We start from the raw sequence: 25592 nt of genomic DNA on the forward strand, positions 1-25592 counted from the left end.
TCATTCCGCCTTCTGACATGGGGCGGCTAAATGGTGTCGGCGATGGCGCGGAAGGAGCGTGTGCGCGGCTGACGACCTCTTTAGCCGCATTTATAGTGAACCGGGATGGATGAACTCCATCCGCTGGTTCGCGCGCCCGCAATCGAGTCAGCAAATCGGCGCGTTGTGCAATTCTGGACCGTCAAGAACGGTCAAGCGCAGAGTATAGCGGAAAATGCGCTGCGTCTGCGTTGGCCCGCCCTACTGGAGGATGAGGCGCAATTGCGCGTCGGCCTGTTCGATTGGCGCGCGCGAGAAGCCGCTGCGCACGAAGCGATGCCAGCGCCCGATGATGTAGCTGAGCAAAAGGCTCGCGCGCGCCACGGGATCGTAGTCGGCGGGCAGCGGGATCGCACTGTGTTCGGCGTGGCTCGATGCGTCCATCAAGCCGAGCCGCAGACATTGCTTGAGCGACGCCTCGACGCGCTCGTGCAACTGGTTGACCCGCTCGGTCAGCCGCTCGTGTTCGCCGACGAGCGCTTCGCAGGTCAGCACGCGTGTCATGCCGGGATTCTTCGCTGAAAAATTGAGCAACATGAGCGCGATCGCGCGCGCCTGCAGCACGCCGTTTGGCTCTTTCGCGATGATCTGGTTGATGAGCCCGAAGAGCGTCTGCTCGATGAACTCGATCAGCCCTTCGAACATTTGCGCCTTGCTCGCGAAATGGCGGTACAGCGCCGCTTCCGACACGCCGATGCGCGCGGCCAGCGCCGCCGTGGTGATTTTTTCGTTCTTCGGGGCCTCCAGCATCGCGGCCAGCGTCTGGAGGATATGCACGCGCCGCTCGCCGGGTTTCAGGCGCGTCGAGCGCGGTGCGGCTGACTGTTCTTCGGTTACGTCCTCGTCATGCTTGCGGATAGGCTGCATGTCTGTCGTCCCTGTTATCGCCAGGCCGGATGCTCCGTGAATGGTTCGATCGGCCTTCCTGGGCGAGTGCCCAGTCTCAACGATTTTAGCGAACGAATGCGGCTGTCGACATAGTGCGGGCGACCCGTGCCCGGCAATCGCGCAAGCGAGCCGTCGGGGCGGGCCGGTCGCGGCAGGTGGCCGACGATCCACACCGTGCGGATGCCGAGCCGCCGGTAGTTCTTCAAATGACTGCGCGTGTCTTCGACGAGCACCGCGTCCGAGAGACGGACGTGCGCGTCGCGCATCGCACGGCGCAGCATCGCGTGATCGGGCTTGGCGCGCCAGTAGCGGCGGTCGCGCATATGCTCGATGGCTATCACGCGCTCGAACAGTCGCTCGATGCCCAGCTCTTTTAGCACGTCGAGCGCATACGCTTCGGGTGCGTTGGTCAGCACGATCTTGCGGCCGGGCAGCGCGTCGACGAGACGCTTCAGGCCGCGCTCGCTGCGCAGCATCGCGCGCAGATCGGGGAACGTGTGGACGTAGTCGAGGAAGTCGTGCGCATCGACGTCATGATGGCGCGTGAGCCCGAGCAGCGCCGCGCCGTAGCGCTGCGTGTAGCCGGTGCGCAGACGGTTCGCTTCGTCGCGCTCGACTTGCAGCGCATCGATGATGTACTGCGTCATCGCGGTGTTGATGGCCGGGAAGATCGCGTGCGACGCGTGATGCAGCGTGTTGTCGAGATCGAACAGCCAGACGGGCGTGCCGGCGTGAATCTGCGGCCGACGGCGCTTCGGACGGAAAGTGCGCATGATGTTGCGGCGTGGTAGATATCAAGCGCGCGAGGCGGTCCGCTGCCGTGCAAGACGGGCGGCGCGCGATGCGTGCAATGGAAAAGCTTGAGACAGCGCAGGACACTGCGCGAAAGACCGAAGGCCAGTATGCCTTCTGCGAAGCACGGCGGCCAGCGTGCCGTGCTTCGCGTGATGCGTGAGCCTGCGTGATGCGTGACGTGACGACCGCGCTCAGTGCGAGCGGATCATCGTGCCGAACGGCTGCTCCGTCAAAATTTCGAGCAGCACGGAATGCTCGATGCGGCCGTCGATGATATGCACCGAACGCACGCCGCTCTTCGCGGCGTCGAGCGCCGACGAGATTTTCGGCAGCATGCCGCCCGAGATCGTGCCGTCGGCGAACAGCGAGTCGATTTCGCGCGCGGACAGATCGGTCAGCAGCGTGCCTTCCTTGTCCATCACGCCCGGGATGTTCGTCATCATCACGAGCTTTTCCGCGTTCAGCACGACGGCCAGCTTGCCCGCGACGAGGTCCGCGTTGATGTTGTACGACAGGCCGTCTTCGCCGAAGCCGATCGGCGAAATGACGGGGATGAATGCGTCGTCCTGCAGCGCCTTCACGACGGCCGGGTTGATCGCCTCGACTTCGCCGACCTGGCCAATGTCGATGTACTGACCGGGGTTGTCGCGGTCCGGCATCAGCAGCTTGCGCGCGTGGATCAGGCCGCCGTCCTTGCCCGTCAGACCGACTGCGTGACCGCCGAAGTGGTTGATCAGCGTGACGATGTCCTGCTGCACTTCACCGCCCAGCACCCATTCGACGACTTCCATCGTCTCTTCGTCGGTGACGCGCATGCCCTGGATGAACGTGCCCTGTTTGCCGATCTTCTTCAACGCCTGATCGATCTGCGGACCGCCGCCATGCACGATCACCGGGTTGATGCCGACCAGCTTCAGCAGGATCACGTCGCGCGCGAAGCCCTGCTTCAGGCGCTCTTCCGTCATCGCGTTGCCGCCGTATTTGATGACGACGGTCTTGCCGTGATACTGGCGGATATAGGGCAGCGCCTCGGCGAGAATTTCAGCCTTCAGCGTGGGGGCGATCTGGGACAGGTCGGGAGTCTCGGACATGGCGGCGGCTCGGACACGGAAACGGTGAAAACAAGGCCGGATTGTACACAACTGGCGCGGTGCAATAGTGAAACTGATGTGTGCCGTCGCGGTGATCGTGGCCGTTGTGCCGCAGTGCGGCAAAGTGGATTTTACGGGCGAGGGACGCGTGGTTCACGCCGCAATTTGCAGCGGTGCAACGGACGGTTTGGGCCATTGCCCGGCTTGTAAGTTCGCTCGCGCAACTGGAAAGGCCGGCCACTTTTGCAAACGAGCGAATCGGGGGCGAGCGGGCAGGCGTTTTGCTGACTCGCCGGAAGTGGCATCATGTTTAAATCCACTGACCGGTTTCATCTCGCTGTCATGAACCCGTCCCCACCCGAATCGATTGGATCTTCCGCAACGTCGAGCGCTCGCTGCCCGCGCTGCCGCCGTGTGTTCGACTGCGGCGCGCGCGGCGGCCGTGAAGCGTGCTGGTGCGTATCGATGCCCGCGTTGCCCACCGACGCGCTCGACGCCAGCACCGGCTGCCTATGCCCCGAATGTCTCGCCGACGCAATCGCGCGGACGCGCGCAATGGAAGGAAGCGCCGCGCCCGCGCCGGACTGAAGCATCCCCGGCGAGCGGGCGTGGTGCGCGGCTATGTGCGCGAATCTGCCAGCGCCGCGAGATCGCGCGTCAGCTTGTCGAACACCGGCTCCCACTGCGCAAACTGCGGCTGCCGGTACAAGCTCGCGCTCGGATACCACGGGCTGTCGCTGCGATCGAGCAGCCAGACCCAATGCGGATTGACGTCGAGCAGCACCCACGTGCGTTGTCCGATTGCACCGCTCAGATGCGCGACGGACGTGCATACGGTGATCACCAGATCGAGCGCGCCGAGATAGGCGGCAGTGTCGTCGAAGGTTTTGAATTCGGCCGTGTGGTCGGCGATATCCAGTCCTGCCGTGCGGGCAGCCGCCACTTCGGCTGCGGCGCCGGGCTGCAGCGAATAGAAGGCGACGTTGTCGAGCTCGCGAAAGGCGTCGACATAGCGTTCCAGGCCGACGCGGCGGTACGGATTGCGTTGATGTCCGTGGCTGCCCGTCCACACGAGTCCGACCTTCAGCCGCTTTTCGCCGGCGAGGCGATGACGCCATGCGTCGACGGCTAGCGGATCGGCTTGCAGATATGGAACAGTCGACGGGATCGTTTCTTCGCGCGTATCGAACAGCAAGGGCAGCGACAGTAGTGACACCTCGTAGTCGAACTTCGGCAACTGCTCGACGCCGCCGCCCAACGTGAACTCGTCGGCATGTTGCGCGAGCGAGCGTCCGAGCAGCGCGCCCATCTGCGGAAACGAGTTCCACGCAAGACGTCCGCCTTCGCGATGCACGCGCTCGGCCAGCAACGGAACATAGCGGCAGAATTGCAGCAGATCGCCCATCCCCTGTTCGCCCCAAAGCAGCAGCGTCTTGCCTGCCAGCGATTCGCCGCGCCAAGCTGGGCCGGGCAGCACCGGTCGTTTGCCTGCCAGTTCCTTCGATCCGTCCCAGCGCGCTTCGTGCTCGCGCCAGCCGTCGGCGTAGTTGCCGCGCAGCAGGTGGATCATGCTCAGGTTGGACAGGTGCGACGGCGTGTCCGGCGCGGCGCGGTGCGCGGCCAACGTGAAGCGCTCGGCGTTTTCCCATTGCTGCGCTTCGCGCAGTGTCTGCCCGTGATTGCCGAGCACGACCGGGTTGTCAGGCTGAAGTTCGACTGCGCGCCGCTCGGCTTCGAGCGCGCTGTCGAGGTCGAAGCGGGCGAGGTGCGACTTGCCGAGATTGACCCACGCGTTCGTATCGGCGGGATTCTGGTGGAGCGCGGCCGTCAGCAGTTCGGCCGCTTCCGCCGAAGCCGGGTTCATCCACATCAACGCGCTTGCCAGATTGTTGCGCAGGCTATGCAGGTCGGGGTCGATGGCGAGCGCGTCACGGTAGGGCGCGACGGCATCGCCGTGCCGGTTCATCAATTGCAGTGTGAGACCCAGGCGAAAGAGCGCTCGGGGATCGTGCGGCGCGAGCGCGGCGAAAGCACGGGCAATCGTCTCCGCCTCGACGCCGCGTCCCTTGGCGACCAGTTGCGGTGTCATTTCATCGAGCGAATCGGGATTGGTTGGAAACAGATGCGAAGCGGCCTGGAGCCAGATGTCGTGGGCTTGCCGGTCGCCCTTGTGAAGCGCTGCGACAGCATGACGCAGGAATGTCTGGAAGGAATCCAAAAGAACTTGATGTGGATCAACTGTTGTTTTAAGCATTTGTGGGTGGAGATTGTCGGCCGCGCCGGAAACGATAAAGACCACTATAGTTCCGAACATTCGCTAGATGAATCAGACCCCTCCCAACAGCTAAACTCGCAGGATGCAGCGCATAACCGTCACCGGCCGGGTCAACCTCGGGCATCTCTTCTGGCTACGCAGTCTTGCCATCATCGGGCAACTCGTGACGATTGCGTTCGTCCAGACCTTTGTCGGCGTCAAGCTGCCGTTACCGGCGATGCTGCTCATCATCGGGCTCGAAGTGATTTTCAATGCGCTGACGTGGCTGCGCGTCGCGAGCCAGAAGCCCGAGTCGAACCTCGAGCTGTTCGGGCAACTGTGGGTCGATCTCGGCGCGCTGTCCGCGCTGCTGTTTCTGTCGGGCGGCACGACCAACCCTTTCGTCTCGTTGTACCTGCCGTCGCTGGCGATTGCGGCGGCCGTGCTGCCGTGGCATCTGATGGCGTGGCTCGCCGCGTTCGCCGTGGCGTGTTACGCGGTGCTCGGTTTCGAATCAGTGCCGCTCAATCTCGACAATCCCGCGAATCTGTTCGACTACTACCGCGCCGGCATGTGGGTGAACTTCATGGTCAGCGTCGGCCTGATCGCGTGGTTCGTGGCGCGCATGTCGCGCGGGCTGCGTCAACGCGACGCGGCGCTCGGCGATGCGCAACAGCGTCTGCTGCGCGACGAGCGCGCGGTGGCGCTCGGCGTGCAGGCCGCGACAGTCGCGCATGAAATGGGCACGCCGCTGTCGACGATCGCAATGCTCACGGAAGAACTACGCGATGCCGCGCGCAGCGACGAAGGCCTGAAGCCTTATTCCGCCGACCTCGACATCCTCGACCAGCAGATGACGCTATGCACGTCGGCGCTGGCGCGCCTGCGCAGCCGCGCATCGACGCAAGGCAGCAGGCAACTGGTCGACGAATGGCTCGATTCGTTCGTCAATCAGTGGCGCTTGCGCCATCCGCACGTCAAGTTCGAGCGCCTCGGCGAGCCGCCCGCGAACGTCAGTGTCGACGACACCGTCGCCATCAGCCAGATTCTGACCATCCTGCTCGACAACGCCGCGCGCGCGAGCCGCGATCACGTGACGCTCGCCGCGACGCTCGCCGACAACGATTCGATTGACTTCGAAGTCTGCGACGCCGGTCCGGGCGTGCCGGCGTCGCTGCGCGGCCTGCTCGGCGCGGCGCCCGTCGACAGCACGCAGGGCGGACACGGTGTCGGGCTGTATCTGGCGTTTTCGGCGGCGGCGCGGCTCGGCGGATCGATCGAGCTCACCGACGTCAGCGAAATCAAGCCGCGCGGCACGCGCGCAGTATTGCGGTTGCCTTTGGCCCGCGAGCAAACGGGCGCGGGCCGGCAGGGCGCCGCGTCGTCCAATACGGAGAAGCAAGCATGAGCGATAAGAATTTTCTGGTCATCGACGACGACGAAGTGTTCTCCGGCATCCTCGCGCGCGGTCTGACGCGTCGCGGCTTCACGGTGTCCGAAGCGCACAACGCCGACGAAGCGATTCGCCTCGCGAATCAGCAGAAGTTCGGGCAGATCACCGTCGACCTGCATCTGGGCAACGACTCCGGGCTGAATCTCGTCGCGCCGCTGCGCGACCTGCAACCGAACGCGCGGATGCTGGTGCTGACGGGCTATGCGAGCATCGCGACGGCCGTTCAGGCGGTGAAGGACGGCGCGGATAACTATCTGGCGAAGCCCGCGAACGTCGAAACGATTCTGTCCGCGCTGCAAACGGAAGCGAGTTCATTGCAGGCCGAAGAGGCGATCGAGAATCCGACGCCGCTGTCGGTCGCGCGGCTGGAGTGGGAGCACATCCAGCGCGTGCTCGCGGAAAACGGCGGCAACATTTCGGCGACGGCGCGCGCGCTGAACATGCACCGGCGCACGTTGCAGCGCAAGCTCGCGAAGCGGCCGGTCAAGCAGTGACCTTGCCGTAGTTTTTTGCGGACGACCATGAAAAAAAGGCGGCGCTCCTTGCGGAGCGCCGCCCTTTCGTTTGGCCGTTCGCCAGCCTGACGACGCGCGTTACAGCACGTAGCGCGACAGGTCCTCGTCTTGCGCGACCTCGTTCAACGCGCGATCCACATAAGCCGCGTCGATCATCACGTTCTTGCCGGCATGATTACCTGCCGAGAAAGAGACTTCCTCAAGCAGCTTTTCGATCACCGTATAAAGACGGCGCGCGCCGATGTTTTCCGTCTTCTCGTTCACCGAGTAAGCGATTTCCGCAAGACGGCGGATGCCGTCGTCGGCGAATTCGAGGTGAACGTCTTCCGTTTCGAGCAGCGCCTGGTATTGCTTGACGAGGCTGGCGTCGGTGGCGTCGAGAATCGCTTCGAAGTCCTTCACCGACAGCGAATCCAGTTCGACGCGAATCGGAAAGCGCCCTTGCAGTTCGGGAATCAGATCGCTCGGCTTCGCCAGATGGAACGCGCCGCTCGCAATGAACAGGATGTGATCGGTTTTCACCATCCCGTACTTCGTGTTGATCGTCGTGCCTTCGACGAGCGGCAGCAGATCGCGCTGCACGCCCTGACGCGAGACCTCGCCGCCGCCGGCTTCGCTGCGCGACGCGATCTTGTCGATTTCATCGAGGAACACGATGCCGTTCTGCTCGACGTTCTGCACGGCCTTCGTCTTGACCTCTTCGTCGTTGAGCATCTTCGCGGCTTCTTCGTCGGTGAGGAGCTTCAGCGCTTCCTTCACCTTCACCTTGCGGCGCGTCTTCTTGCCGCCGCCGAGGTTCGCGAACATCGAGCGGATCTGCTCGGTCATGTCTTCCATGCCCGGCGGCCCCATGATGTCCATCGTAGTTTGCGGCATCTCGATGTCGAGTTCGATTTCCTTGTCGTCGAGCAGGCCTTCGCGCAGACGCTTGCGGAACGTCTGACGCGTCGCGTTCGATTCGTCGCCGCCCGACGATTCCGAACCCGAGCCGAAGCCGACCGTGCGCGCGCCCGGCAGCAGCGTGTCGAGAATGCGGTCTTCGGCGAGATCCTCCGCCTTTGTGCGGACTTTGCGCATTTCTGTCTCGCGCGTCTGCTTGACCGAGATTTCGATCAGGTCGCGCACGATGCTGTCGACGTCACGGCCCACGTAACCGACTTCCGTGAACTTGGTCGCTTCGATCTTGATGAACGGTGCGTCGGCGAGTTTGGCGAGGCGACGCGCAATTTCAGTCTTGCCGACGCCCGTCGGCCCGATCATCAGGATGTTCTTCGGCGTGATTTCCTGGCGCAGCGGGTCGGCGACCTGCTGGCGGCGCCAGCGGTTGCGCAACGCAACCGCGACGGCCTTCTTCGCGCGATGCTGGCCGATAATGTGCTTGTCGAGTTCCGAGACGATCTCGGCGGGAGTCATGGTGCTCATCGTGTGTCCTTACTCGATTGTCTCGATGACGCGGTTGTGGTTCGTGTAGATACACATGTCGCCGGCGATCTCCAGCGACTTTTCGACGATTTCGCGCGGCGAAAGATCCGTGTTGTCGGCGAGCGCCTTCGCGGCGGCCTGCGCGTACGCGCCGCCCGAGCCGATCGCGCAGATGCCGCCTTCCGGGTCGAGCACGTCGCCGTTGCCGGTGATGACCAGCGTGGTGGTCGCGTCAGCCGCGATCAGCATGGCTTCCAGACGCCGCAGCATGCGGTCGGTGCGCCAGTCTTTCGCCAGTTCGACGGCGGCGCGGGTGAGATTGCCCTGATGCTTTTCGAGCTTGGCTTCGAAGCGGTCGAGCAGCGAGAACGCGTCGGCCGTGCCGCCGGCGAACCCGACCAGCACCTTGCCGTTGTAGATGCGGCGGACCTTCTTCGCGCCGCCCTTCATGACGATGTTGCCCAGCGTGACCTGGCCGTCGCCGCCGAGCGCGACCTTGTCGCCGCGGCGCACGGAGACGATCGTCGTGCCGTGAAATTGCTCCATATGCGTTCCTTTTCCAAAACCGCAAATACTTTGCGAGGGACCAGAGTAAGCGCTAAAGCGCTAACTCTGGGTCGACAGAGGACGCGGAGACGCCAATGCGCCACCACGGAATCCGAGAGCGGCCGGCGCGCGATGCTGGGTGTCGCGCGCGCGTGCAACGCATGTCGGATTTATTTTAGGGCGGACGCTGCCATATCAAGAGCCCGAGTCGAACGGGCGCGAGAAAAGGCGGAAAGGGTGCGGTGACTGGGAAATGCGCTGTCGAGGCTTCGACGGCAGTAAAAGGTGCTGACGGACCGCCCGCACGTCAGATTATGCGTCGCGCATTTACCGATTAGCCCATGCAAACCGGCAAGCGGACCGAAAAAAGCGCAGCCTGAAAAGAAAAAAGAGGCGCACGGTTCACCGTGCGCCTCTGACGAAGCGTGTCTGGGGCGCGGACCCCGAAAACCGCGCCGCCCGTCGATCAGTCGCCGAACAGCTTCTGGCGCAATTCGCGGCGTTCCTGTGCTTCGAGCGACAGGGTGGCGGTCGGACGCGCGAGCAGGCGGGGAATGCCGATCGGCTCACCCGTTTCTTCGCACCAGCCGTAGTCGCCCGATTCGATCCGTGCGATCGATTGCTGCACCTTCTTCAGCAGCTTGCGTTCGCGGTCGCGCGTGCGCAGTTCCAGCGCATGCTCTTCCTCGATCGTCGCGCGGTCGGCCGGGTCCGGCACGATCACGGTTTCGCGGAGGTTCTCGGTGGTCTGGCCGGCATTGCGGAGAATGTCCGCCTGCAGCTGCTCGAGCCGGTTCTTGAAGAAAGCGAGCTGATCCTCATTCATGTAATCCTTGTCGCTCATCTTCAGGATTTCGGCTTCGGTCAAGAGTCGTTTCGTCGTCATCTGGCTTGCTTCGTCAATGTGAGGCAAATCATTGCCCGCACTTTCGTGTTGCCCGCAAAGGCGCCTCGATGACGCTCAAATGAGCGCCGGCGAACACGGACGGTGGGCTGTCGTGACGCCGAAGCGCCGATGCGGGGCCGAACTCCTCTGGAAACCGATTCTTCCAATGCTCCTGAGGCAATGCTTCCCGGCAGCGCGTTATAAGCCGGAGTGTGACCGGCCGGCATATCGGCGATGTCCCCGGATTAGATTTTCCGGCGCCGTTTATCGGCCCGGCACGGCTGCGAAGCGACTACGCGCTTTACACCGGGCAAATCGTTCTCTTTCTCCAGTGGGGCCGTATTGTAACTGAATCACAATACGAAACCGCAAGCGGGGGAAATCCCTGCCGCAAACTCCACTTATCGTGAAAATATAACGCGCTGTTCACTAAAAAGCGATGGTCGTACACGTATTCTCGTGACAGGGTTTTCACGTGCTTTGACCGTAAACCGGCTTTTAAATTGCCGCGCTTGCGCTTTTGAGGTCTTTTCGCGTTGGGAAGCGAACAGATGGCAGCTGGGACGGACGCTAAAAGGCGTCCACCCCAGCCAGTAGAACGATTTAGACGAGGCAGGCTTCAAGACCGTCGGTGATCAGGTCTTGCGGCAGTTCGATGCCGATGAACACCATCTTGTTGGTCTTTTTCTCGATGGGCTGCCATTTGGCGGCGAGATCGCTGCCCATCATCTGATGCACGCCCTGGAAGACGACCTTGCGATCGACGCCCTTCATGTACAGCACGCCCTTGTAGCGCAGCAGGCGTTCACCATAAATCTGCAGAATGCCGCCGAGGAAGTCTTCGAGCTTGTTCGGATCGAACGGGCGATCGCTGCGGAAAACGAACGACTTGATCTTGTCGTCGTGATGCGCGTGGTGGTGATGATGGCCGTGATCGTGGCCTTCGTGATCGCACTTGCCGTGATCGTGATCGCAGTTCGCGTGGTCATGATCATGATCGTGGTCATGGTCGTGATGCGCGTGATCGTGGTCGTCCTCGGCGAGGAAGTCCGGATCGATTTCGAGCTTCGAGTTCAGGTTGAAGCCGCGCAGGTCGAAGATTTCCTTGATGTCCGCTTCACCGAAGTTCACGACGCGGATTTGCGCGCGCGGGTTCATGTGCAGCAGGCGGTGGCGCAGATCGCCAACCACCTTTTCGTCGACGAGATCGGACTTGGTGATGAACAGACGGTCCGCGAAACCGACCTGGCGCTGCACGACTTCGTGCTCGTCGAGCTGATGGTCGGCGTGCTTCGCGTCGACGAGCGTGATGATCGCGTCGAGCAGGAATTCGTCGGCGATCTGGTTATCCATGAAGAAGGTTTGCGCGACAGGGCCGGGGTTGGCCAGGCCCGTCGTTTCGATCACGACGCGGTCGAAGTCCACCTTGCCTTCCTGCTTCTGCGCGGCGAGATCGCCGAGCACGCGCGCGAGGTCGCCGCGAATCGTGCAGCAGATGCAGCCGTTGCTCATCTGGATGATCTGCTCACCCGTGTCCTGCACGAGGATGTCGTTGTCGATGTTTTCTTCGCCGAACTCGTTTTCGATCACGGCGATCTTCATGCCGTGCTTCTCGTTCAGGATGCGCTTGAGCAGCGTGGTTTTGCCGCTGCCGAGGAAGCCGGTCAGGATAGTGACGGGAATCATGTTGTTCGCCATGTGAAGTCGCCTTGTGTTCGTCAAACTGGGGTGCGAACCGCGCGCCACGCGCAGGGCCCGAACCGCATGAATTCAGCTGAATATTGAAGCATAAGTGCCGGGGCGCCGCTGCTGCACGGCCAAAGCCCCGTCAACGCCAGGGAAATAACGCCTTAACTATGGGCGATCAGGCGATTTGCAACAATAGGCCTTTCAGATATTCGCCTTCCGGGAACGCCGTCAGCAGCGGATGATCGACGCCCGCCCCGAGCCGCTTGAGAATGCGCGCATCGACGCGCGCATCGGCCGCCGCGCCGGCGACGATCTTCTGGAACAGTTCAGCATCGATCGCGCCCGAGCACGAGTAGGTGAACAGCAGACCGCCCGGCCGCAGCAGCTTGAGGCCGGTGAGGTTGATGTCCTTGTACGCGCGCGCGGCGCGGTCCACGTGCTCGCGCGACGGCGCGAATTTCGGCGGATCGAGCACGATCAGGTCGAAGCGCTCGCCGTCGTCGTACAGGCGGCGCAGTGTCTTGAACGCGTCGGCATCGATCCAGGTGGCGCGCTCGGCGTCGAAGCCGTTCGCGGTGACGTTTGCTTGAGCCAATGCCAGCGCCTCGCCGGACGAATCGATCGAAACCACGCGCTTCGCGCCGCCCTTGAGCGCCGCGAGCGAAAAGCCGCCCGTGTAACAGAAGCAGTTCAGCACGTCGCGGTCTTTCGACAGTTCCTGCACCAGCGCACGGTTGTCGCGCTGATCGACGTAGAAGCCCGTCTTGTGGCCGTTGCGCACATCGACGTGATAGCGCACGCCGTTTTCGCTGGCGATCAGCGTCTCGGGCGGCGCGTCGCCGGCGAGCACGCCGACCGTCTGTTCGAGCCCTTCCTTTTCGCGGATCGACACGTCCGAACGCTCATAGACGTTCGGGCAGCCCGTTGCGCCGATCAGCGCCTGCACGATCGCGTCCTTCCATGCTTCGACGCCCGCTGCCATGAACTGGCAAACGATCTGGCCACGCTTCGAATCGTCGTCCTGGATGTAGTAATCGACGATCAATCCCGGCAGGCCGTCCGCCTCGCCGAAGATCAACCGCGTCGCGCCCGTGTTGCGCACCATCGACTGACGGTGCGCGAGCGCGCTCTGCACGCGGCGCTTGAAGAACGCGTGATCGACGGGTTCGCTTTCGTCGAAGCTCCAGACGCGCGCGCGGATCTGCGAATGCGGGCTGTACGCGGCGCGCGCCAGAAAGCGGCCGTCGTGCGCGCGCACCAGCACGGTGGCGCCGGCGGCGGGCTTGCCGTCGACGCGGTCGATCGCATTCGCGTAGACCCACGGATGGCGGCGCAGCAGCGATTTCTCTTTCGACGGTTTGAGCGTAACGGTATTCATGACTTCGTGAGGATTCAGCAGAACAATATGCCGCCGGAAGCGGCAAATCAGATATGACTGGCTGCGTGACCTGAGGTCGGGCGGCGTCAGTCGCGTTTTTTGGCGCGCGGGTGCGCCTGATCGTAGATGCGCGCGAGGTGCTGGAAATCGAGGCCGGTATAGACCTGGGTCGCGGCGATGCTCGCGTGGCCGAGCAGTTCCTGCACGGCGCGCAGATCGCCGCTCGATTGCAGCACGTGCGTCGCGAACGAATGACGCAGCACGTGCGGATGAACATTGGCGGGAATGCCCGCCGTGAGCGCCATGCGCTTCACGCGATCGCGCACGACATTCGGCGACATCCGGTTGCCGCGCGCCGATACGAACAGCGGATACGGATCGAGCTTCAGCAGTTCGCCGCGCACGGCGAGCCACGCGCGCAGCGCATCGAGCGCCTTGCTGCCGACGGGCACCGTGCGCCGCCGGTTGCCTTTGCCGAGCACTTCGACTTCCGCTTCGTCGAGCTTCAGCCAGCCCGTCGAGCGATAGCCATCGGCGTCGAAGAAATGCACGTCGAGGTTGACAAGCTCCGACAGACGCAAGCCTGACGAATAGAACAGTTCGAGCATCGCGTGATCGCGCGCGCCTTCAGCCGTGGCGGTCGCGGGCGCTTCCATCAGCCGGTGCGCGTCGTCGACGGAGAGCGCTTTCGGCAGCGTCTTCGCGCGTTTGGGTGCGCGTACAGTCGCGACCGGGTTCGCGGGCAGCTCGATGCGTCCGGCGAGCCAGCGGTAGAACGCGCGCCACGCCGACAACCGATGCCCGATCGAGCGCGCCGACAGCCCGCCTGCATGTGCGCGGGCGACAGCGCCGCGAATGTCGGTAGCGGTGAGGCTTTCCAGCGGCCGTCCGTTCGCGAGCTTTTTCAGCTCATCGAGTTCGTGCGTGTAGGCGCGCAAGGTATGCGCCGACAACCGCCGCTCGTGCTCGAGGCTCGACAGATAGGTGGCGATCGGGTCGGCGGAGGTCACGTGACGGACGCTCAGCGCGGCAGCAAACGGCTCAGCGCGGCGCTCGCGAGCGCGCCGATCTGCGTGAGGAAATCAGTGGCCATGCCGTCGTGAAAGCGGCGCGAATCGGGCGAGCCCATCACCAGCAGCCCGAACGCGGCGGCGTCATTCGACGCTTCCGGGTCGCGCAGCGCGATCAGCGCGATCGATTCGGTGCCGTTCACGGACACGCCGTCGCCCGAGGCCGTGGCGTCGCCGGCCACGGCCGACACGGCGGGCGTCAGCCACTGCGCCGCCTCGAAGCCCGTATTCGCGCCGCAGTACGGCGTGGCGAGGCTGTTCGCGAAGATGCGCACTTCCTCACCGACGTGGCGCGTGAATTCCGCCTGCGAGTACGGCTCGGACACTTCCCACACGCGCAGCGCCGCTTGCGGCACGTCGAACACGTCGCGCAGGCCCATGGCGATCGTGCGCGGCAGCGCGCCTGGATCGCGTTCGGCCATCACGCGCGTCGTCCAGCGACCGAATTTCGACGCGATGCTGTCGTTTTCGTGTCCGTAGCGCAGCAGTTCGGCGAGACGCCGCTCGAGATGCTTGTTCTTCTCGCGCAGCATGTCCATCTGACGTTCCTGCAGCGACACGGCAGCCTTGCCGTGCGGATTGGCGAGCCGCACGGAGGCGAGCAGTTCCGCGTGCTCGGCGAAGAATTCGGGGTTGGCTAGCAGGTAGTCGGCGACTTCGCGTTCGTTCATGGTTTCAGCTTAATGGTTGCGCGCTTCGTTGCTGTCTTGCTGCCGCGCCACGCGGTCCAGCCTCCGCATGGCGGTGATGCATTCAGTCGGCCAGCTCTATTTCGCCTTCGAACACGGTGGCGGCTGGGCCTGCCATCATCAGCGGCGACGCGGGCTCGCCGTCCCACGTGATGGTTAGGGTGCCGCCGTGCGTGTGGACCTTGACGGGCGCGTCGAGCAAGCCGCGGCGGATGCCTGCCGCGACGGCCGCGCAGGCGCCCGTGCCGCATGCCAGCGTTTCACCCGCGCCGCGCTCGTAGACACGCAGCTTGATCTCGCTGCGGCTGACGATCTGCATGAAGCCCGCGTTGACCCGCTGCGGGAAGCGCGGATGGTTTTCGATCACGGGACCGTCGGCCAGCACGGGGAACGCCTCGACGTCGTCCACGATCTGCACGGCGTGCGGATTACCCATCGATACGACCGACACCCAGCGCGTCGGGCCGTTGACGTCGAGCGGATAGAGCGTGTCGTTGCCTTCGCGGCGCGCATCGAGTCCGCTTGCGTCGAATGGCACCTGAGCCGGCTCGAACACGGGCGCGCCCATATCGACGACGACTTCGCCGTTCGCCTGCATGGTCAGCGTGATGACGCCTTTCTGGACCTGTACACGCACGCTTTGCTTGTCGGTGAGGCGCGTGTCGCGCACGAACTTGACGAAGCAGCGCGCGCCGTTGCCGCAGTGCTCGACCTCGCCGCCGTCGCAATTGAAGATGCGGTATCTGAAATCGACGCCTTCGACGGTCGGCTTCTCGACCACCAGCAGCTGGTCCGCGCCGACGCCGAAATGCCGGTTCGCGAGCGCGCGCACCTGCGCTTCCGTCAGGTTGAGCGGTTGCGTGTAGCCGTCGAGCACGACGAAATCGTTGCCCGCGCCGTGCATCTTGGTGAATTTCAGTTTCATGCCGCTATTGTAAGTGACTGGCCGGACCTCTCGCCCACTGTGCGCCGCCGCGCTTCAGTAAAAACTCGGATCGCCGGGCGGGCGCGTCTTGAAGCGCTTGTGGACCCAGTAATACTGCTCGGGGATGCGCGGAATCTGCTCTTCGAGAAACTCGTTCATGCGGCGGGCGTCGGCGTCGTCGTCGCCCGTGGGGTAGTTGTCCCACGGCTTGAACACCCTCAGCCGGTAACCCTTGTAGTTCGGCAGCACTTCGCCGATGAACGGCACCACCTGCGCGCGCCCGACTTTCGCGAGGCGCCCTACGGCCGTCAGCGTGCAGGTCGGCACGCCGAAGAACGGCACGAAGGTCGAATTGCGCATGCCGTAGTCCATGTCGGCGCCGAGCATCACCGGCTTGCGATCGCGCAGCCAGCGCAGCACGATGCGTGCGCTGTCGGCGCGGCTGGCCATTTCGGCATCGAAGCGGCCACGCTGCGCTTTCGCCACGGCTTCGAGTTGCGGGTTGGACATCGGCTGATACAGCGAGCCGCACGGGCGCTTCAGCGAATAGTTGAGGAAGATCGAACCCGCCTCGATACCGACGAAGTGGAAACCCAGAAACAGCGTGGGCGGCAGATTCGGGTCGGTAAGGTCGATTTCGCTGTCCAGCTGGATCAGTTTTTCAAGCTTTTTCGCCGAGCCGAACCACTGCACGCTGCGTTCGAGATAGCTGCGGATCGCGTGCCGGAAGTGCTTTTGCGCGACTTCCTCGCGGCGCTCGTCGCTCCACTCGGGGAAGCACAGCTTCAGGTTGATGTGGACGATGCGGCGGCGGCGGCTCGGAATCTGATAGAGCAGCCAGCCGAGGCCGTCGCCCAGACGCGCGACGAAGCCATACGGCAGCAAAGCAAACAGCTTGAGCAGGCCGATAGCGAGGGTGACGCCCAGTCGGCTCAGCATGCGGTGGCTCCAATTTGTGCGCGAGACCACGCCGGGTAAAGAAAAACAACAAAAGAGTCGATATACCGCACGCGCAGACACTCTGTGACAAAAGAAAGAAGTCGCTATAATAAGGGCTTCGCCGAGTTAATAGACAACTTGCGGGGCGAAGCCGACGGACGCTTATCTTTCAGATAGCCGGCCGACGGTCAGGAAATCCGCTAAAGCGTCGCCGCTTCAGGCTCGAAGCAGGCTACGTGAAACTCAACCGTAACCAATAAGGGAGCCTGTAACGTGGCTAACGACTACCTCTTCACTTCTGAATCCGTCTCCGAAGGCCATCCGGACAAGGTCGCCGACCAGATCTCGGACGCCATCCTCGACGCGATCCTCGCCCAGGACAAATACTCGCGCGTTGCCGCGGAAACGCTGTGCAACACGGGTCTCGTCGTGCTGGCGGGTGAAATCACCACGACGGCCAACGTCGATTACATCCAGGTCGCGCGCGATACGATCAAGCGCATCGGCTACGACAACACCGACTACGGCATCGACTACCGCGGCTGCGCAGTGCTCGTCGCGTACGACAAGCAATCGCCGGATATCGCGCAAGGCGTCGACCGTGCGCACGACAACAACCTCGACCAGGGCGCTGGCGACCAGGGCCTGATGTTCGGCTACGCATGTGACGAAACGCCCGAACTGATGCCGCTGCCGATCTACCTGTCGCACCGCCTCGTCGAGCGTCAGGCGAATCTGCGCCGCGACGGCCGTCTGCCCTGGCTGCGCCCGGACGCGAAGTCGCAGGTTACCGTCCGCTACGTCGACGGCAAACCGCATTCGATCGACACCGTGGTTCTGTCGACGCAGCACGCACCGGAAATGGAACTCGCGCAACTGCGCGAAGCCGTGATCGAAGAGATCATCAAGCCGACGCTGCCCGCTGATCTGATCAAGGGTGACATCAAGTTCCTCGTGAACCCGACCGGCCGGTTCGTGATCGGCGGCCCGCAGGGCGATTGCGGTCTGACGGGCCGCAAGATCATCGTCGATACGTACGGTGGCGCGGCTCCGCACGGCGGCGGCGCGTTCTCGGGCAAGGACCCGTCGAAGGTCGACCGCTCGGCTGCGTACGCTGGCCGCTATGTCGCGAAGAACATCGTCGCGGCGGGCCTCGCATCGCGCGCGCTGATCCAGGTGTCGTACGCAATCGGCGTGGCACAGCCCACTTCGGTGATGGTCAACACGTTCGGCACGGGCCGCGTGTCGGATGCGACGATCACGCGTCTGGTTCAGGAACACTTCGACCTGCGTCCGAAGGGCATCGTCCAGATGCTCGACCTGCTGCGCCCGATCTACGAAAAGACGGCAGCTTACGGCCACTTTGGCCGCGAAGAGCCGGAATTCTCGTGGGAAGCGACCGACAAGGCACTCGCGCTGGCAGAAGCCGCCGGCACGGAGCCGGTTGCCGCTCTTGCCTGAGTGAAGCTTTGAGTACGCCGCGCGGCTGATTGTCGCGCGGTGTGCTGGTTCAGATGGCAGGAAGCGAAAACGCCCTGCATGCGCGGAGAAGCGCATGCAGGGCGTTTTGTTTTGGTGCGGCGGTTTCGTGCGAGCCGCGTGCGCAGATCACGCGCGCCACGACGCATTAATGGCCGCAGCGGCGCACCTATCTCATACGAGCGCGAAAACGAACGGGCCCGTGCTCAGCGCGCAAACGCGAACCAACCTTCGCTCGTCACCGACAGACGGCGCGGACGGCGGCTAGTCGGATGCGCCACGCTCGCGGGCTTGGCGGCGCGCGGCGACACGCCGAGCATCCGCACAGGCGCCGGGTTTCGCAGCAGCGTGCGCAGCGAGAAGCGCCGAGACGCGCCTTGCAGGCTCAGTGCGCTGAAAAAGGTGCGGAACCAGGTGCGCACATTATCGACGGGTTTCGCGTCGCGCAGTTGCTCGGCGAGCGCGCGTGTGCGCGCGGTATGGTGACGCAGGGCGCGCGCCACATGGCGGCGTGCGGGACGCGCGGCGTTGAACGCGTGGGTGATGCGAGTGCTCAATGGGCTGTGCATGGCTTTAGGAATCAGGCGACGTGACACGCGACGAAAGGTGCGGCAAAAGCAGCACCATCCATGCCAGCGAGTGGGACGCAATAGCCTGAGGAAAGACGGAATGAATCAGCAGCGGCTGCGAATGGCCGTGCCGATAGCGGGATAGCGTGTGTTGCAATCGACATGCACGACAGGCTACACGTGATTCGTGACCGTCGAAAGTCCGGAGGGATCAGGGTTTTTACGAGGATGAAGCCCGCACGATCGCGCCCTTTGCGCTCGACGAACGTGCATGGCTGCCCATCCGGCGTGCAGCTTCGCCCGTCCCGATTGCACGTCGGGCGCAAGAGAAACGCATGACTGGCGCCGGTACGATCGTGCCCGTTTTACAATGAGAAGCCGTTGTCGAACGAACGCTAGCTGAACGGAACGTCCATGTCAGTCCATTCGAAGAAAGAGCAGATCCAGGTGCTGCGGGATCAGGGTTATGTCATCGTCCCGGGTCTCATCACGCCCGAGCGCTGCGCTGAGATGAAACAGATCGCGCGCCAGCAGTTGCAGGAAGCCGCTAATCCCGTCGAATTCGAAGCGGACCTGCGCTATCCGGGCGCGCCGGAGTCGAAGCACGCGCCGGGCGGACATACGGTGCGGCGGCTGCTGGACGCGTACGCGCGTCATCCGCACTTTGCCGCCTGGGCGACGGCGCCTGAGATTCGCGGCTGGATGGAACTGTATTTCGGCGAAGAGCCGCGCCTGTCGCGCGCGCATCACAACTGCATGATGACCAAGCATCCCGCGTACGGCAGCCTGACGGGCTGGCATCGCGACGTGCGTTACTGGTCGTTCGAGCGGGACGATCTGGTGTCGGTGTGGCTCGCGCTCGGCGACGAAACCGTCGATAACGGCGCGCTCTGGTTCGTGCCCGGCTCGCACTCGGCGGCATTCACGTCGGAGCGTTTCGACGACGCGAAGTTTTTCCGCTCCGATCTTCCCGAGAACGACGCATTGATCCAGAAAGCGGTGTCGCCCGCATTGAAGGCGGGCGACGTCGTCTTCTTCCACTGCAACACGCTGCATTCGGCGGGCAAGAACCTGTCCGATCAGGTGAAGTTCTCGCTGGTCTTCACCTATCACGGCGCGAGCAACGTGCCGCTGCCGGGCACACGCTCCGCGTCCAAGCCCGAAGTGGCGTTCTGAACCTGTTGGCGACTTAGCGCTTCGACGACGCGAGCCCGATCAATCCGGCGAGCGTCGCGACGATGCCGCCTGCGATCAGGAAGATGGTCTTGTTGGTCGGTGAGCCGGTGAACACGCGCGACACGTCGTTGCTGAACGAATGAAACGACTGGCCGCCGAAGTACAGCAGCACCACGCCGCCGACGATCAATGCGAGCGAGATCGCTTTGGTCATGAACACTCCTTGTCGATGGATTACGGTGGCCGAAAGTCTAGGTGATGGGCGGCGCCGAGTCCATGTTCGCTTCCCGCAATGTGGGCGTCTGCAGCGAGCGCGGCGATTGGTTAACATAGCGTGTTGGGCCGCGTATGCGTGATGACGCGCCGGTGTGATACCGGTATCAGATCGCGGATATCCGTGTATGGGATCTGCAAGGCGGCGCTTCGCAACAAGGCATCATCAATTACAACAAACACGCATTATTCACGCGATGCGCGCGTCGCATCGCAGACTCCACTCCTGTTCTCGACAAGGACACCATCAATGGCTTACGAAGCAGCTTCAGCACGCTATTCGGACATGCAGTACCGCGTTAGCGGCAAGTCAGGTCTCAAACTGCCGGCGCTGTCGCTCGGCCTGTGGCACAACTTCGGCGACACCACGCCGATCTCGACGCAGCGTGACATCCTGCGCACGTCGTTCGATCTCGGCATTACGCACTTCGACCTCGCGAACAACTACGGGCCGCCGTACGGCAGCGCGGAAACCAACTTCGGCCGCATCTTCAAGGACGACTTCAAGCCGTATCGCGACGAACTGCTGATCTCGTCGAAGGCCGGCTGGGATATGTGGCCCGGCCCGTACGGCCAGGGTGGCGGCTCGCGCAAGTACATCCTCGCGAGCCTCGACCAGAGCCTGCAGCGCATGGGTCTCGACTACGTCGACATTTTCTATTCGCATCGCTTCGACGTCGACACGCCGCTCGAAGAAACGGCGGGCGCGCTCGCGAGCGCCGTTCAGCAGGGCAAGGCGTTGTACATCGGCATTTCGTCGTACTCCGCGCAGAAGACGCGCGAAATGGCGAAGCTGCTGGCCGAATACAAGGTGCCGTTGCTGATCCATCAGCCGGCGTACAACATGCTGAACCGCTGGATCGAAGAGGAACTGCTCGACGCGCTGGAAGAAACCGGCTCGGGCGCGATCGCGTTCACGCCGCTCGCGCAAGGCGTGCTGACGGGCAAGTACCTGAACGGCGTGCCGCAGGACGCGCGCGTCAACAAGGCGGGCGGCGGCTCATTGAAGCAGGAGCATCTGAGCGAGCAGAACATCGAGCGTGTGCGCAAGCTCAACGACATCGCGCAGCGTCGCGGTCAGAGCCTCGCGCAGATGGCGCTCGCATGGACGCTGCGCGATCCGCGCGTGACCTCGGCGCTGATCGGCGCGAGCAAGGCCGAGCAGGTTCGCGAGAATGTCGCGGCGCTGAAGAATCTGTCGTTCACGGCGGAAGAGCTTGCCGAGATTGACCGCTATGCGACGGAAGGTAGCGTGAACCTGTGGGAGAAGCCGTCGACGGATCAGCATATCTAAAGGGTTGAGCAGGGGTGCTCAGTTTTTTGGTTTTTGCTTTCGCTGGCATCCTGAGGGCGATGGTGTTTGCTGCGCAAGCTGTTTGGTTTGCATGTGTTTTGCGCTGGCATCCGCGTTTCGTTAGCTCGCTTCAAGCGTCGCCCCTGTGCGGGGCGGCACCTACTTTTCTTTGCCGCCGCAAAGAAAAGTAGGCAAAAGAAAGCGGCTCACACCGCCAACATTTCTCCCCGCATGAGGGACCCCAACCGGTCCCTCACTTCACACGGCAATCACGTGACCCACGTTCGTTGCCAGCGCTCCAAATGAGCGCCTCACCCGCTTCACGCACTCGCACTACAGCATGCCGTGCCGGATAGTCCACCGCCGCCCAGGTGGCAAACTGTGTGTCGGCCCCTTGTGCTCCACACGCATCACTCCAGACCGATAGTACACGCGCACCACCTTGTAAGAGCGCTAACGCATACGACGCGACAACCTACACACAGTTTGCCACCTGGGCGGCATATACAGTTCGCCGCCGCTTGCCTGAGTACGGGAATTCGAAGCGGGTGAGGCGTTTATTCGAGGCGTTGGCAACGCACGCGAACAAGGGCGGTGCCGTATGAAGTGTGGGGACGTTGGGGGCCCGTGGATAGGAAGATGGGCTGGCGGTGTTAGCCGCTTTCTTTTGCCTACTTTTCTTTGCGGCGGCAAAGAAAAGTAGGTGCCGCCCCGCACAGGGGCGACGCGTGAAGCACGCTAACGAATCGCGGATGCCAGCGCAAAACACCTGCAAACCATACAGCTTGCGCAGCAAAACACCGCCCTCCGAATGCCAGCGCAAATGCAAGAACAAAAAACAAAAGCAAACCGCTACACCAACGCAGGCAGCCCCTCCACCAGCACGACCGCAAACACCACACCCAGCAGCGCGCCAAGCACGCGCAGCGTGTTGTGCCTGAACTCGGTTTTGCAGGGCAGCGCGCCCAGGAACAGCGCCCCTGCCAACGCCATCGGAATGACCAGAATGAAATCACCGATCGTGAAGTAGTGCATGCCTGTCTCCTTTGTGTACTCGTCCGACGCGACTGCATGCGGCGCGCCTGGTACCAGTATAGGAGACGCTATCGACGCGTATTGTGGGCTAAAGCGCACGCGGGCTTCTGTCCCTCGCGATGCGCAGCCAAGCGGGACAAGGCTTTGCGCCATCATCACAGCGACGCGCGAAATTCCGCGCCATGCGAACGCCCGCTTACGTCGACCTTTCTGAATATGCGCTTTATCGGTGGAAACGCGAGCGGGCGTAGCGTTCATTAGAGCAACGCCGCGTAACGTCTACGCCATGCCGACGCGCTCGCGAGCCCGCAGCCGCGCCGACGCCAGTATGCCAATCACCAGCAATCCGCCGACGAGCGCAGCCACCCCCGTCCACGCATAAGCCGCCCACACGCGCCCGCCATACGAGCCGACGATGCTCGATCCGAGGTAGTACGCGAGCAGATACAGCGCGGCCGCCTGGCCTTTCGCTTCCTTCGCGATCCGCCCGACCCAGCCGCTTGCGACCGCGTGTCCGGCGAAGAAGCCAAAGGTCACACAAGCGATCCCGCACGCGATCAACGCAAGCGACTGCGTGACGGTTAACAGCAAACCGCACAGCATGATGACGATGCTGCCGATCAGCACGCGCCCGCGCCCGAACGTATCGGCCATGCGACCCGACCACGGCGACGCGACCACGCCCGTCAGATACACGACGAAGATCCCGCCGATAGCCGTCTGACTCAGCCCGAACGGCGGCGCGAGCAAGCGGTAGCCGATGTAGTTGTAGAGCGTGACGAAACTACCCATCAGCACGAAGCCCATCAGAAACAGCAGCGGCAGACCGGGCCGTCCGAGATGCTTCACGAGCGCCGAGCGGTGATGCGAAAAGCCAAGTCCGCGGCGCGGGACGAAATGGCGCGAAGGCGGCAGCAGCGAGCGGAACGCGAGCATCGACAGAATGCCGAGCACGCCGATCGTGCCGATCGCCGCGCGCCACGAGAACAGATCCGCGACGACGCCCGTGATCACACGCCCCGCCATTCCGCCGATAGCCGTGCCGCCCACGTACAGGCCCATCGCGAGGCCGAGGCCGTCGGGATGCACTTCCTCCGCGAGATAGGCCATCGCGACGGCGGGCACGCCGCCGAGCGCCAGCCCTTCGAGCGTACGCAGCAACAACAGCGCGTGCCATTGCGGCGTGAACGCGACCGCGAGCGTCAGCAGCGAAGAAGCGGTGAGCGAAGCCGTCATCAACCGATGGCGGCTCCACCCTTCCGACACGAAGCCCGCAACAAAAACGGCGAGCGCGAGCGCCGCCGTCGTCAGCGACAACGACAGACTGCTCTGCGCGGGGCTGACGTCGAATGAAGCGGAGAACGCGGGCAACAGCGGCTGCACGCAGTAGAGCAGCGAGAACGTCGCGTAGCCGGCAAACAGCAGCGCGAGACTCGCACGCCAGTAGGCGCGCGTGCCGCGCTCGAGATACGGCGCGCCGGTGGAGGAAGCTGAATAGGATGAAGCGAAAGACGATGAATCAGCGGGCCGACTCGGGTCCGACGATGCGGTCACAACAAAACTCCCGGAAACGATTGAAACGACGCAGAGACTCGCGCAATAAATGTGTGCAATCAGCGCGAAGGGTCAACGATACGCCGATTGCGCGTACCACGTCGTCGAATCCGGCAACAGGAAAGGAACGTGAGCCGTGTTAGCCGCGCGTCGCGCCGGGCGCGCTCGCGGGCTGATCGACGGCATCGGGATGCGTGAGCTGTTCGTCGGTGGGCAACGAGGTCACGTCCCAGCCGCCGCCGAGCGCCTTGATCAGTGCGACGCTCGCGGCCATCCGGCGGCGCGCGATCGAGACCGCCTGGCGCTCGTTGGTGAGCGCCGTCGTTTGCGCGACCACCACGTCGAGATACGTGATCGCGCCGTTCTTGTAGCGGTTCGACACGATCGCGAGCGAGCGTTGCGCGGCCGAGACGGCGTCGTCCTGCGCTTGCGCTTCCTGTTCGAGCACGCGCAAGGCCGCGATGTTGTCTTCGACCTGGCCGAACGCCGTCAGCACTGTCTGCCGATACTGCGCGATACCTTCGTCGTAGTTCGCCTGCGCTTCGGCTTTTTTCGCGGCGCGTCCGCCGAAGTCGAGCAGCGTGCCGGCGAGCGTCGGCCCGAGCGACCAGAAGCGGGCGGGTGCAAGCAGCCAGTCACTGAAATTGGTCGCCTCGAGCCCACCCGTCACCGACAAAATCAGATTCGGAAAATACGCCGCTGTTGCGACGCCGATCTGCGCATTCAGATCGACCATCTGCCGCTCGGCGGCGGCGATGTCGGGCCGCCGCTCGAGCAGTGTCGACGGCACGCCCACGGGCGCGACGGCGGGCACGGCGACGAGCGGCGCAACAGGCAGCGAGAACGTCGACGGCGTCTGGCCGATCAGGATCGCGATCGCGTGTTCGAGCTGCGCGCGCTGCACGCCGAGATCGATCGCCTGCGCCTGCGTCGTGCGTAACTGTGTCTGCGCCTGCGCGACGTCGGCGTCGGTGGCGATGCCGCCCTTGTAGCGGTTCTGCGTGAGTTCGACGGCTTCCTTGTAGGCAGCGATCGTATCGTCGAGCAGTTGCTTTTCGCGGTCGATGCCGCGCAGTTCGAAATAGTCCGTCGCGAGTTCGGCCTGCATCGACAGCAGCGCGCTTTGCGCATCGGCGGCGCTTGCCTGCGCGTTCGCGCGCGCGCCTTCGACGCTGCGCGACACGCGGCCCCACAAATCGGGTTCCCACGTCGCGTCGGCACCGACGATCCAGTCGTCGAGCGTCTTGCCCGCCGTCGATTTGAACTTCACGTTCTCCGACGACCGCGCGCGCGAGTAGCCGCCGTTCGCGGTGACGACGGGGAAGAACTGCGAGCGGAACTGCTCGACCTGCGCGCGCGCTGCGCGAAAACGCGCCTGCGCAGCCTGCACGTTCTGGTTCGCGCTGGCGACCTGTTGTTCGAGTGCGTTCAGCGCAGGGTCGTTGTAGACCTCCCACCAGGCGCTGCGGATACGCGCGTCGGCGGGCTCGGCCGTTTTCCAGCCTGTGCCTTCGAGTTCCTTGTAGGTGGCGGCCGTCGTTGCAGCGGGCCGCTTGTAGTCGGGGCCGACCGTACACGCGGCAAGGAGACTCGCGCTCATCAGCGCGAAAGCCACCGAACGAAGACGCATACG

Annotated in this window: 24 protein-coding genes; 6 read left to right on the top strand and 18 right to left on the bottom strand. The window is 63.5% G+C overall.

Going from position 1 to position 25592, the window contains the following annotated elements; all coding sequences use genetic code 11:
- Window positions 1–240: 240 nt before the first annotated feature.
- The 3 genes from slmA to argB form a co-directional block, all read right to left on the bottom strand.
- The gene (slmA, locus tag C2L65_RS00295) at window positions 241–906 is read right to left on the bottom strand and encodes a nucleoid occlusion factor SlmA (protein ID WP_042305010.1); all 666 of its coding nucleotides are present in this window, start codon (window positions 904–906) and stop codon (window positions 241–243) included.
- A gap of 14 nt (window positions 907–920) precedes the next feature.
- Window positions 921–1700 (bottom strand): pyrimidine 5'-nucleotidase, encoded by a 780-nt coding sequence (locus C2L65_RS00300; RefSeq protein WP_042305009.1) that lies wholly within the window; start codon window positions 1698–1700, stop codon window positions 921–923.
- Window positions 1701–1913: 213 nt separating this feature from the next.
- On the bottom strand, window positions 1914–2813 hold the full coding sequence (argB, locus tag C2L65_RS00305; protein ID WP_007582059.1) for an acetylglutamate kinase: 900 nt from the start codon (window positions 2811–2813) through the stop codon (window positions 1914–1916).
- Between the two features lie 306 nt (window positions 2814–3119).
- On the opposite strand from argB, the gene C2L65_RS00310 reads away from it, so the two are divergent.
- Complete coding sequence (locus C2L65_RS00310) at window positions 3120–3401, top strand: cysteine-rich CWC family protein (RefSeq protein WP_427910145.1); 282 nt, start codon at window positions 3120–3122, stop codon at window positions 3399–3401.
- Window positions 3402–3432: 31 nt separating this feature from the next.
- On the opposite strand, the gene C2L65_RS00315 is transcribed toward C2L65_RS00310, so the two are convergent.
- The gene (locus C2L65_RS00315) at window positions 3433–5067 is read right to left on the bottom strand and encodes a tetratricopeptide repeat protein (protein ID WP_052426800.1); all 1635 of its coding nucleotides are present in this window, start codon (window positions 5065–5067) and stop codon (window positions 3433–3435) included.
- Between the two features lie 103 nt (window positions 5068–5170).
- Between C2L65_RS00315 and C2L65_RS00320 the strand changes: the two genes are divergently transcribed.
- Window positions 5171–6475, top strand: a complete 1305-nt coding sequence (locus C2L65_RS00320; protein ID WP_042305007.1) for an ATP-binding protein — start codon at window positions 5171–5173, stop codon at window positions 6473–6475.
- The gene (locus C2L65_RS00325; RefSeq protein ID WP_042305006.1) at window positions 6472–7014 is read left to right on the top strand and encodes a response regulator transcription factor; all 543 of its coding nucleotides are present in this window, start codon (window positions 6472–6474) and stop codon (window positions 7012–7014) included. Before C2L65_RS00320 ends, C2L65_RS00325 begins: the two co-directional genes overlap by 4 nt.
- Window positions 7015–7113: 99 nt before the next feature.
- On the opposite strand, the gene hslU is transcribed toward C2L65_RS00325, so the two are convergent.
- The 9 genes from hslU to C2L65_RS00370 all read right to left on the bottom strand — a co-directional run bounded on the left by hslU (window position 7114) and on the right by C2L65_RS00370 (window position 16579).
- Complete coding sequence (gene hslU / locus C2L65_RS00330) at window positions 7114–8457, bottom strand: ATP-dependent protease ATPase subunit HslU (protein WP_042305005.1); 1344 nt, start codon at window positions 8455–8457, stop codon at window positions 7114–7116.
- 9 nt (window positions 8458–8466) lie between these two features.
- On the bottom strand, window positions 8467–9003 hold the full coding sequence (hslV, locus tag C2L65_RS00335; protein ID WP_042305004.1) for an ATP-dependent protease subunit HslV: 537 nt from the start codon (window positions 9001–9003) through the stop codon (window positions 8467–8469).
- Between the two features lie 466 nt (window positions 9004–9469).
- The gene (dksA, locus tag C2L65_RS00340) at window positions 9470–9889 is read right to left on the bottom strand and encodes an RNA polymerase-binding protein DksA (protein WP_007582076.1); all 420 of its coding nucleotides are present in this window, start codon (window positions 9887–9889) and stop codon (window positions 9470–9472) included.
- Between the two features lie 603 nt (window positions 9890–10492).
- Window positions 10493–11575, bottom strand: coding sequence for a CobW family GTP-binding protein (locus tag C2L65_RS00345; RefSeq protein WP_174485029.1), 1083 nt, complete (start codon window positions 11573–11575; stop codon window positions 10493–10495).
- Between the two features lie 178 nt (window positions 11576–11753).
- Entirely contained in the window at window positions 11754–12956 is a 1203-nt protein-coding gene (locus C2L65_RS00350; protein ID WP_042305002.1) for a class I SAM-dependent rRNA methyltransferase, read from the bottom strand.
- An 86-nt stretch (window positions 12957–13042) separates the two neighbouring features.
- Entirely contained in the window at window positions 13043–13966 is a 924-nt protein-coding gene (xerC, locus tag C2L65_RS00355) for a tyrosine recombinase XerC (protein WP_042305001.1), read from the bottom strand.
- A gap of 11 nt (window positions 13967–13977) precedes the next feature.
- On the bottom strand, window positions 13978–14697 hold the full coding sequence (locus C2L65_RS00360; RefSeq protein ID WP_042305000.1) for a DUF484 family protein: 720 nt from the start codon (window positions 14695–14697) through the stop codon (window positions 13978–13980).
- A gap of 82 nt (window positions 14698–14779) precedes the next feature.
- Entirely contained in the window at window positions 14780–15640 is an 861-nt protein-coding gene (gene dapF / locus C2L65_RS00365) for a diaminopimelate epimerase (protein ID WP_042304999.1), read from the bottom strand.
- 54 nt (window positions 15641–15694) lie between these two features.
- Window positions 15695–16579 carry a lipid A biosynthesis lauroyl acyltransferase gene (locus tag C2L65_RS00370; RefSeq protein ID WP_042304998.1) on the bottom strand — a complete coding sequence of 295 codons (885 nt, stop codon included), beginning with the start codon at window positions 16577–16579 and terminating at the stop codon, window positions 15695–15697.
- Between the two features lie 273 nt (window positions 16580–16852).
- Here C2L65_RS00370 and metK point away from each other — a divergent pair, with 273 nt between their 5' ends.
- Window positions 16853–18040: a methionine adenosyltransferase gene (gene metK, locus C2L65_RS00375; RefSeq protein WP_007744723.1), complete on the top strand. Its 1188-nt coding sequence runs from the start codon at window positions 16853–16855 to the stop codon at window positions 18038–18040.
- A 224-nt stretch (window positions 18041–18264) separates the two neighbouring features.
- Here metK and C2L65_RS00380 read toward each other — a convergent pair whose 3' ends face one another.
- Complete coding sequence (locus C2L65_RS00380) at window positions 18265–18627, bottom strand: hypothetical protein (protein ID WP_042304997.1); 363 nt, start codon at window positions 18625–18627, stop codon at window positions 18265–18267.
- Window positions 18628–19041: 414 nt separating this feature from the next.
- Between C2L65_RS00380 and C2L65_RS00385 the strand changes: the two genes are divergently transcribed.
- Window positions 19042–19803, top strand: coding sequence for a phytanoyl-CoA dioxygenase family protein (locus C2L65_RS00385; RefSeq protein ID WP_042304996.1), 762 nt, complete (start codon window positions 19042–19044; stop codon window positions 19801–19803).
- A 13-nt stretch (window positions 19804–19816) separates the two neighbouring features.
- Here C2L65_RS00385 and C2L65_RS00390 read toward each other — a convergent pair whose 3' ends face one another.
- Window positions 19817–20017: a DUF3185 family protein gene (locus C2L65_RS00390; protein WP_028363859.1), complete on the bottom strand. Its 201-nt coding sequence runs from the start codon at window positions 20015–20017 to the stop codon at window positions 19817–19819.
- 309 nt (window positions 20018–20326) lie between these two features.
- Between C2L65_RS00390 and mgrA the strand changes: the two genes are divergently transcribed.
- Window positions 20327–21370, top strand: coding sequence for an L-glyceraldehyde 3-phosphate reductase (gene mgrA / locus C2L65_RS00395; protein ID WP_042304995.1), 1044 nt, complete (start codon window positions 20327–20329; stop codon window positions 21368–21370).
- Between the two features lie 852 nt (window positions 21371–22222).
- On the opposite strand, the gene C2L65_RS00400 is transcribed toward mgrA, so the two are convergent.
- The 3 genes from C2L65_RS00400 to C2L65_RS00410 form a co-directional block, all read right to left on the bottom strand.
- Window positions 22223–22405, bottom strand: coding sequence for a hypothetical protein (locus C2L65_RS00400; RefSeq protein WP_007582094.1), 183 nt, complete (start codon window positions 22403–22405; stop codon window positions 22223–22225).
- A gap of 279 nt (window positions 22406–22684) precedes the next feature.
- Entirely contained in the window at window positions 22685–23959 is a 1275-nt protein-coding gene (locus tag C2L65_RS00405) for an MFS transporter (RefSeq protein ID WP_042312928.1), read from the bottom strand.
- Between the two features lie 139 nt (window positions 23960–24098).
- Window positions 24099–25589: an efflux transporter outer membrane subunit gene (locus tag C2L65_RS00410; RefSeq protein ID WP_042312958.1), complete on the bottom strand. Its 1491-nt coding sequence runs from the start codon at window positions 25587–25589 to the stop codon at window positions 24099–24101.
- Window positions 25590–25592 lie beyond the last annotated feature (3 nt).

Origin of the sequence: Paraburkholderia terrae (assembly GCF_002902925.1) — a bacterium.
GTDB lineage: Bacteria > Pseudomonadota > Gammaproteobacteria > Burkholderiales > Burkholderiaceae > Paraburkholderia > Paraburkholderia terrae.

Coding starts and splice junctions, on each gene's coding strand:
- slmA (WP_042305010.1), bottom strand. CDS start 906: ATGCAGCCTATCCGCAAGCATGACGAGGACGTAACCGAAGAACAGTCA.
- C2L65_RS00300 (WP_042305009.1), bottom strand. CDS start 1,700: ATGCGCACTTTCCGTCCGAAGCGCCGTCGGCCGCAGATTCACGCCGGC.
- argB (WP_007582059.1), bottom strand. CDS start 2,813: ATGTCCGAGACTCCCGACCTGTCCCAGATCGCCCCCACGCTGAAGGCT.
- C2L65_RS00310 (WP_427910145.1), top strand. CDS start 3,120: ATGTTTAAATCCACTGACCGGTTTCATCTCGCTGTCATGAACCCGTCC.
- C2L65_RS00315 (WP_052426800.1), bottom strand. CDS start 5,067: ATGCTTAAAACAACAGTTGATCCACATCAAGTTCTTTTGGATTCCTTC.
- C2L65_RS00320 (WP_042305007.1), top strand. CDS start 5,171: ATGCAGCGCATAACCGTCACCGGCCGGGTCAACCTCGGGCATCTCTTC.
- C2L65_RS00325 (WP_042305006.1), top strand. CDS start 6,472: ATGAGCGATAAGAATTTTCTGGTCATCGACGACGACGAAGTGTTCTCC.
- hslU (WP_042305005.1), bottom strand. CDS start 8,457: ATGAGCACCATGACTCCCGCCGAGATCGTCTCGGAACTCGACAAGCAC.
- hslV (WP_042305004.1), bottom strand. CDS start 9,003: ATGGAGCAATTTCACGGCACGACGATCGTCTCCGTGCGCCGCGGCGAC.
- dksA (WP_007582076.1), bottom strand. CDS start 9,889: ATGACGACGAAACGACTCTTGACCGAAGCCGAAATCCTGAAGATGAGC.
- C2L65_RS00345 (WP_174485029.1), bottom strand. CDS start 11,575: ATGATTCCCGTCACTATCCTGACCGGCTTCCTCGGCAGCGGCAAAACC.
- C2L65_RS00350 (WP_042305002.1), bottom strand. CDS start 12,956: ATGAATACCGTTACGCTCAAACCGTCGAAAGAGAAATCGCTGCTGCGC.
- C2L65_RS00360 (WP_042305000.1), bottom strand. CDS start 14,697: ATGAACGAACGCGAAGTCGCCGACTACCTGCTAGCCAACCCCGAATTC.
- dapF (WP_042304999.1), bottom strand. CDS start 15,640: ATGAAACTGAAATTCACCAAGATGCACGGCGCGGGCAACGATTTCGTC.
- C2L65_RS00370 (WP_042304998.1), bottom strand. CDS start 16,579: ATGCTGAGCCGACTGGGCGTCACCCTCGCTATCGGCCTGCTCAAGCTG.
- C2L65_RS00380 (WP_042304997.1), bottom strand. CDS start 18,627: ATGCACAGCCCATTGAGCACTCGCATCACCCACGCGTTCAACGCCGCG.
- C2L65_RS00385 (WP_042304996.1), top strand. CDS start 19,042: ATGTCAGTCCATTCGAAGAAAGAGCAGATCCAGGTGCTGCGGGATCAG.
- C2L65_RS00390 (WP_028363859.1), bottom strand. CDS start 20,017: ATGACCAAAGCGATCTCGCTCGCATTGATCGTCGGCGGCGTGGTGCTG.
- mgrA (WP_042304995.1), top strand. CDS start 20,327: ATGGCTTACGAAGCAGCTTCAGCACGCTATTCGGACATGCAGTACCGC.
- C2L65_RS00400 (WP_007582094.1), bottom strand. CDS start 22,405: ATGCACTACTTCACGATCGGTGATTTCATTCTGGTCATTCCGATGGCG.
- C2L65_RS00410 (WP_042312958.1), bottom strand. CDS start 25,589: ATGCGTCTTCGTTCGGTGGCTTTCGCGCTGATGAGCGCGAGTCTCCTT.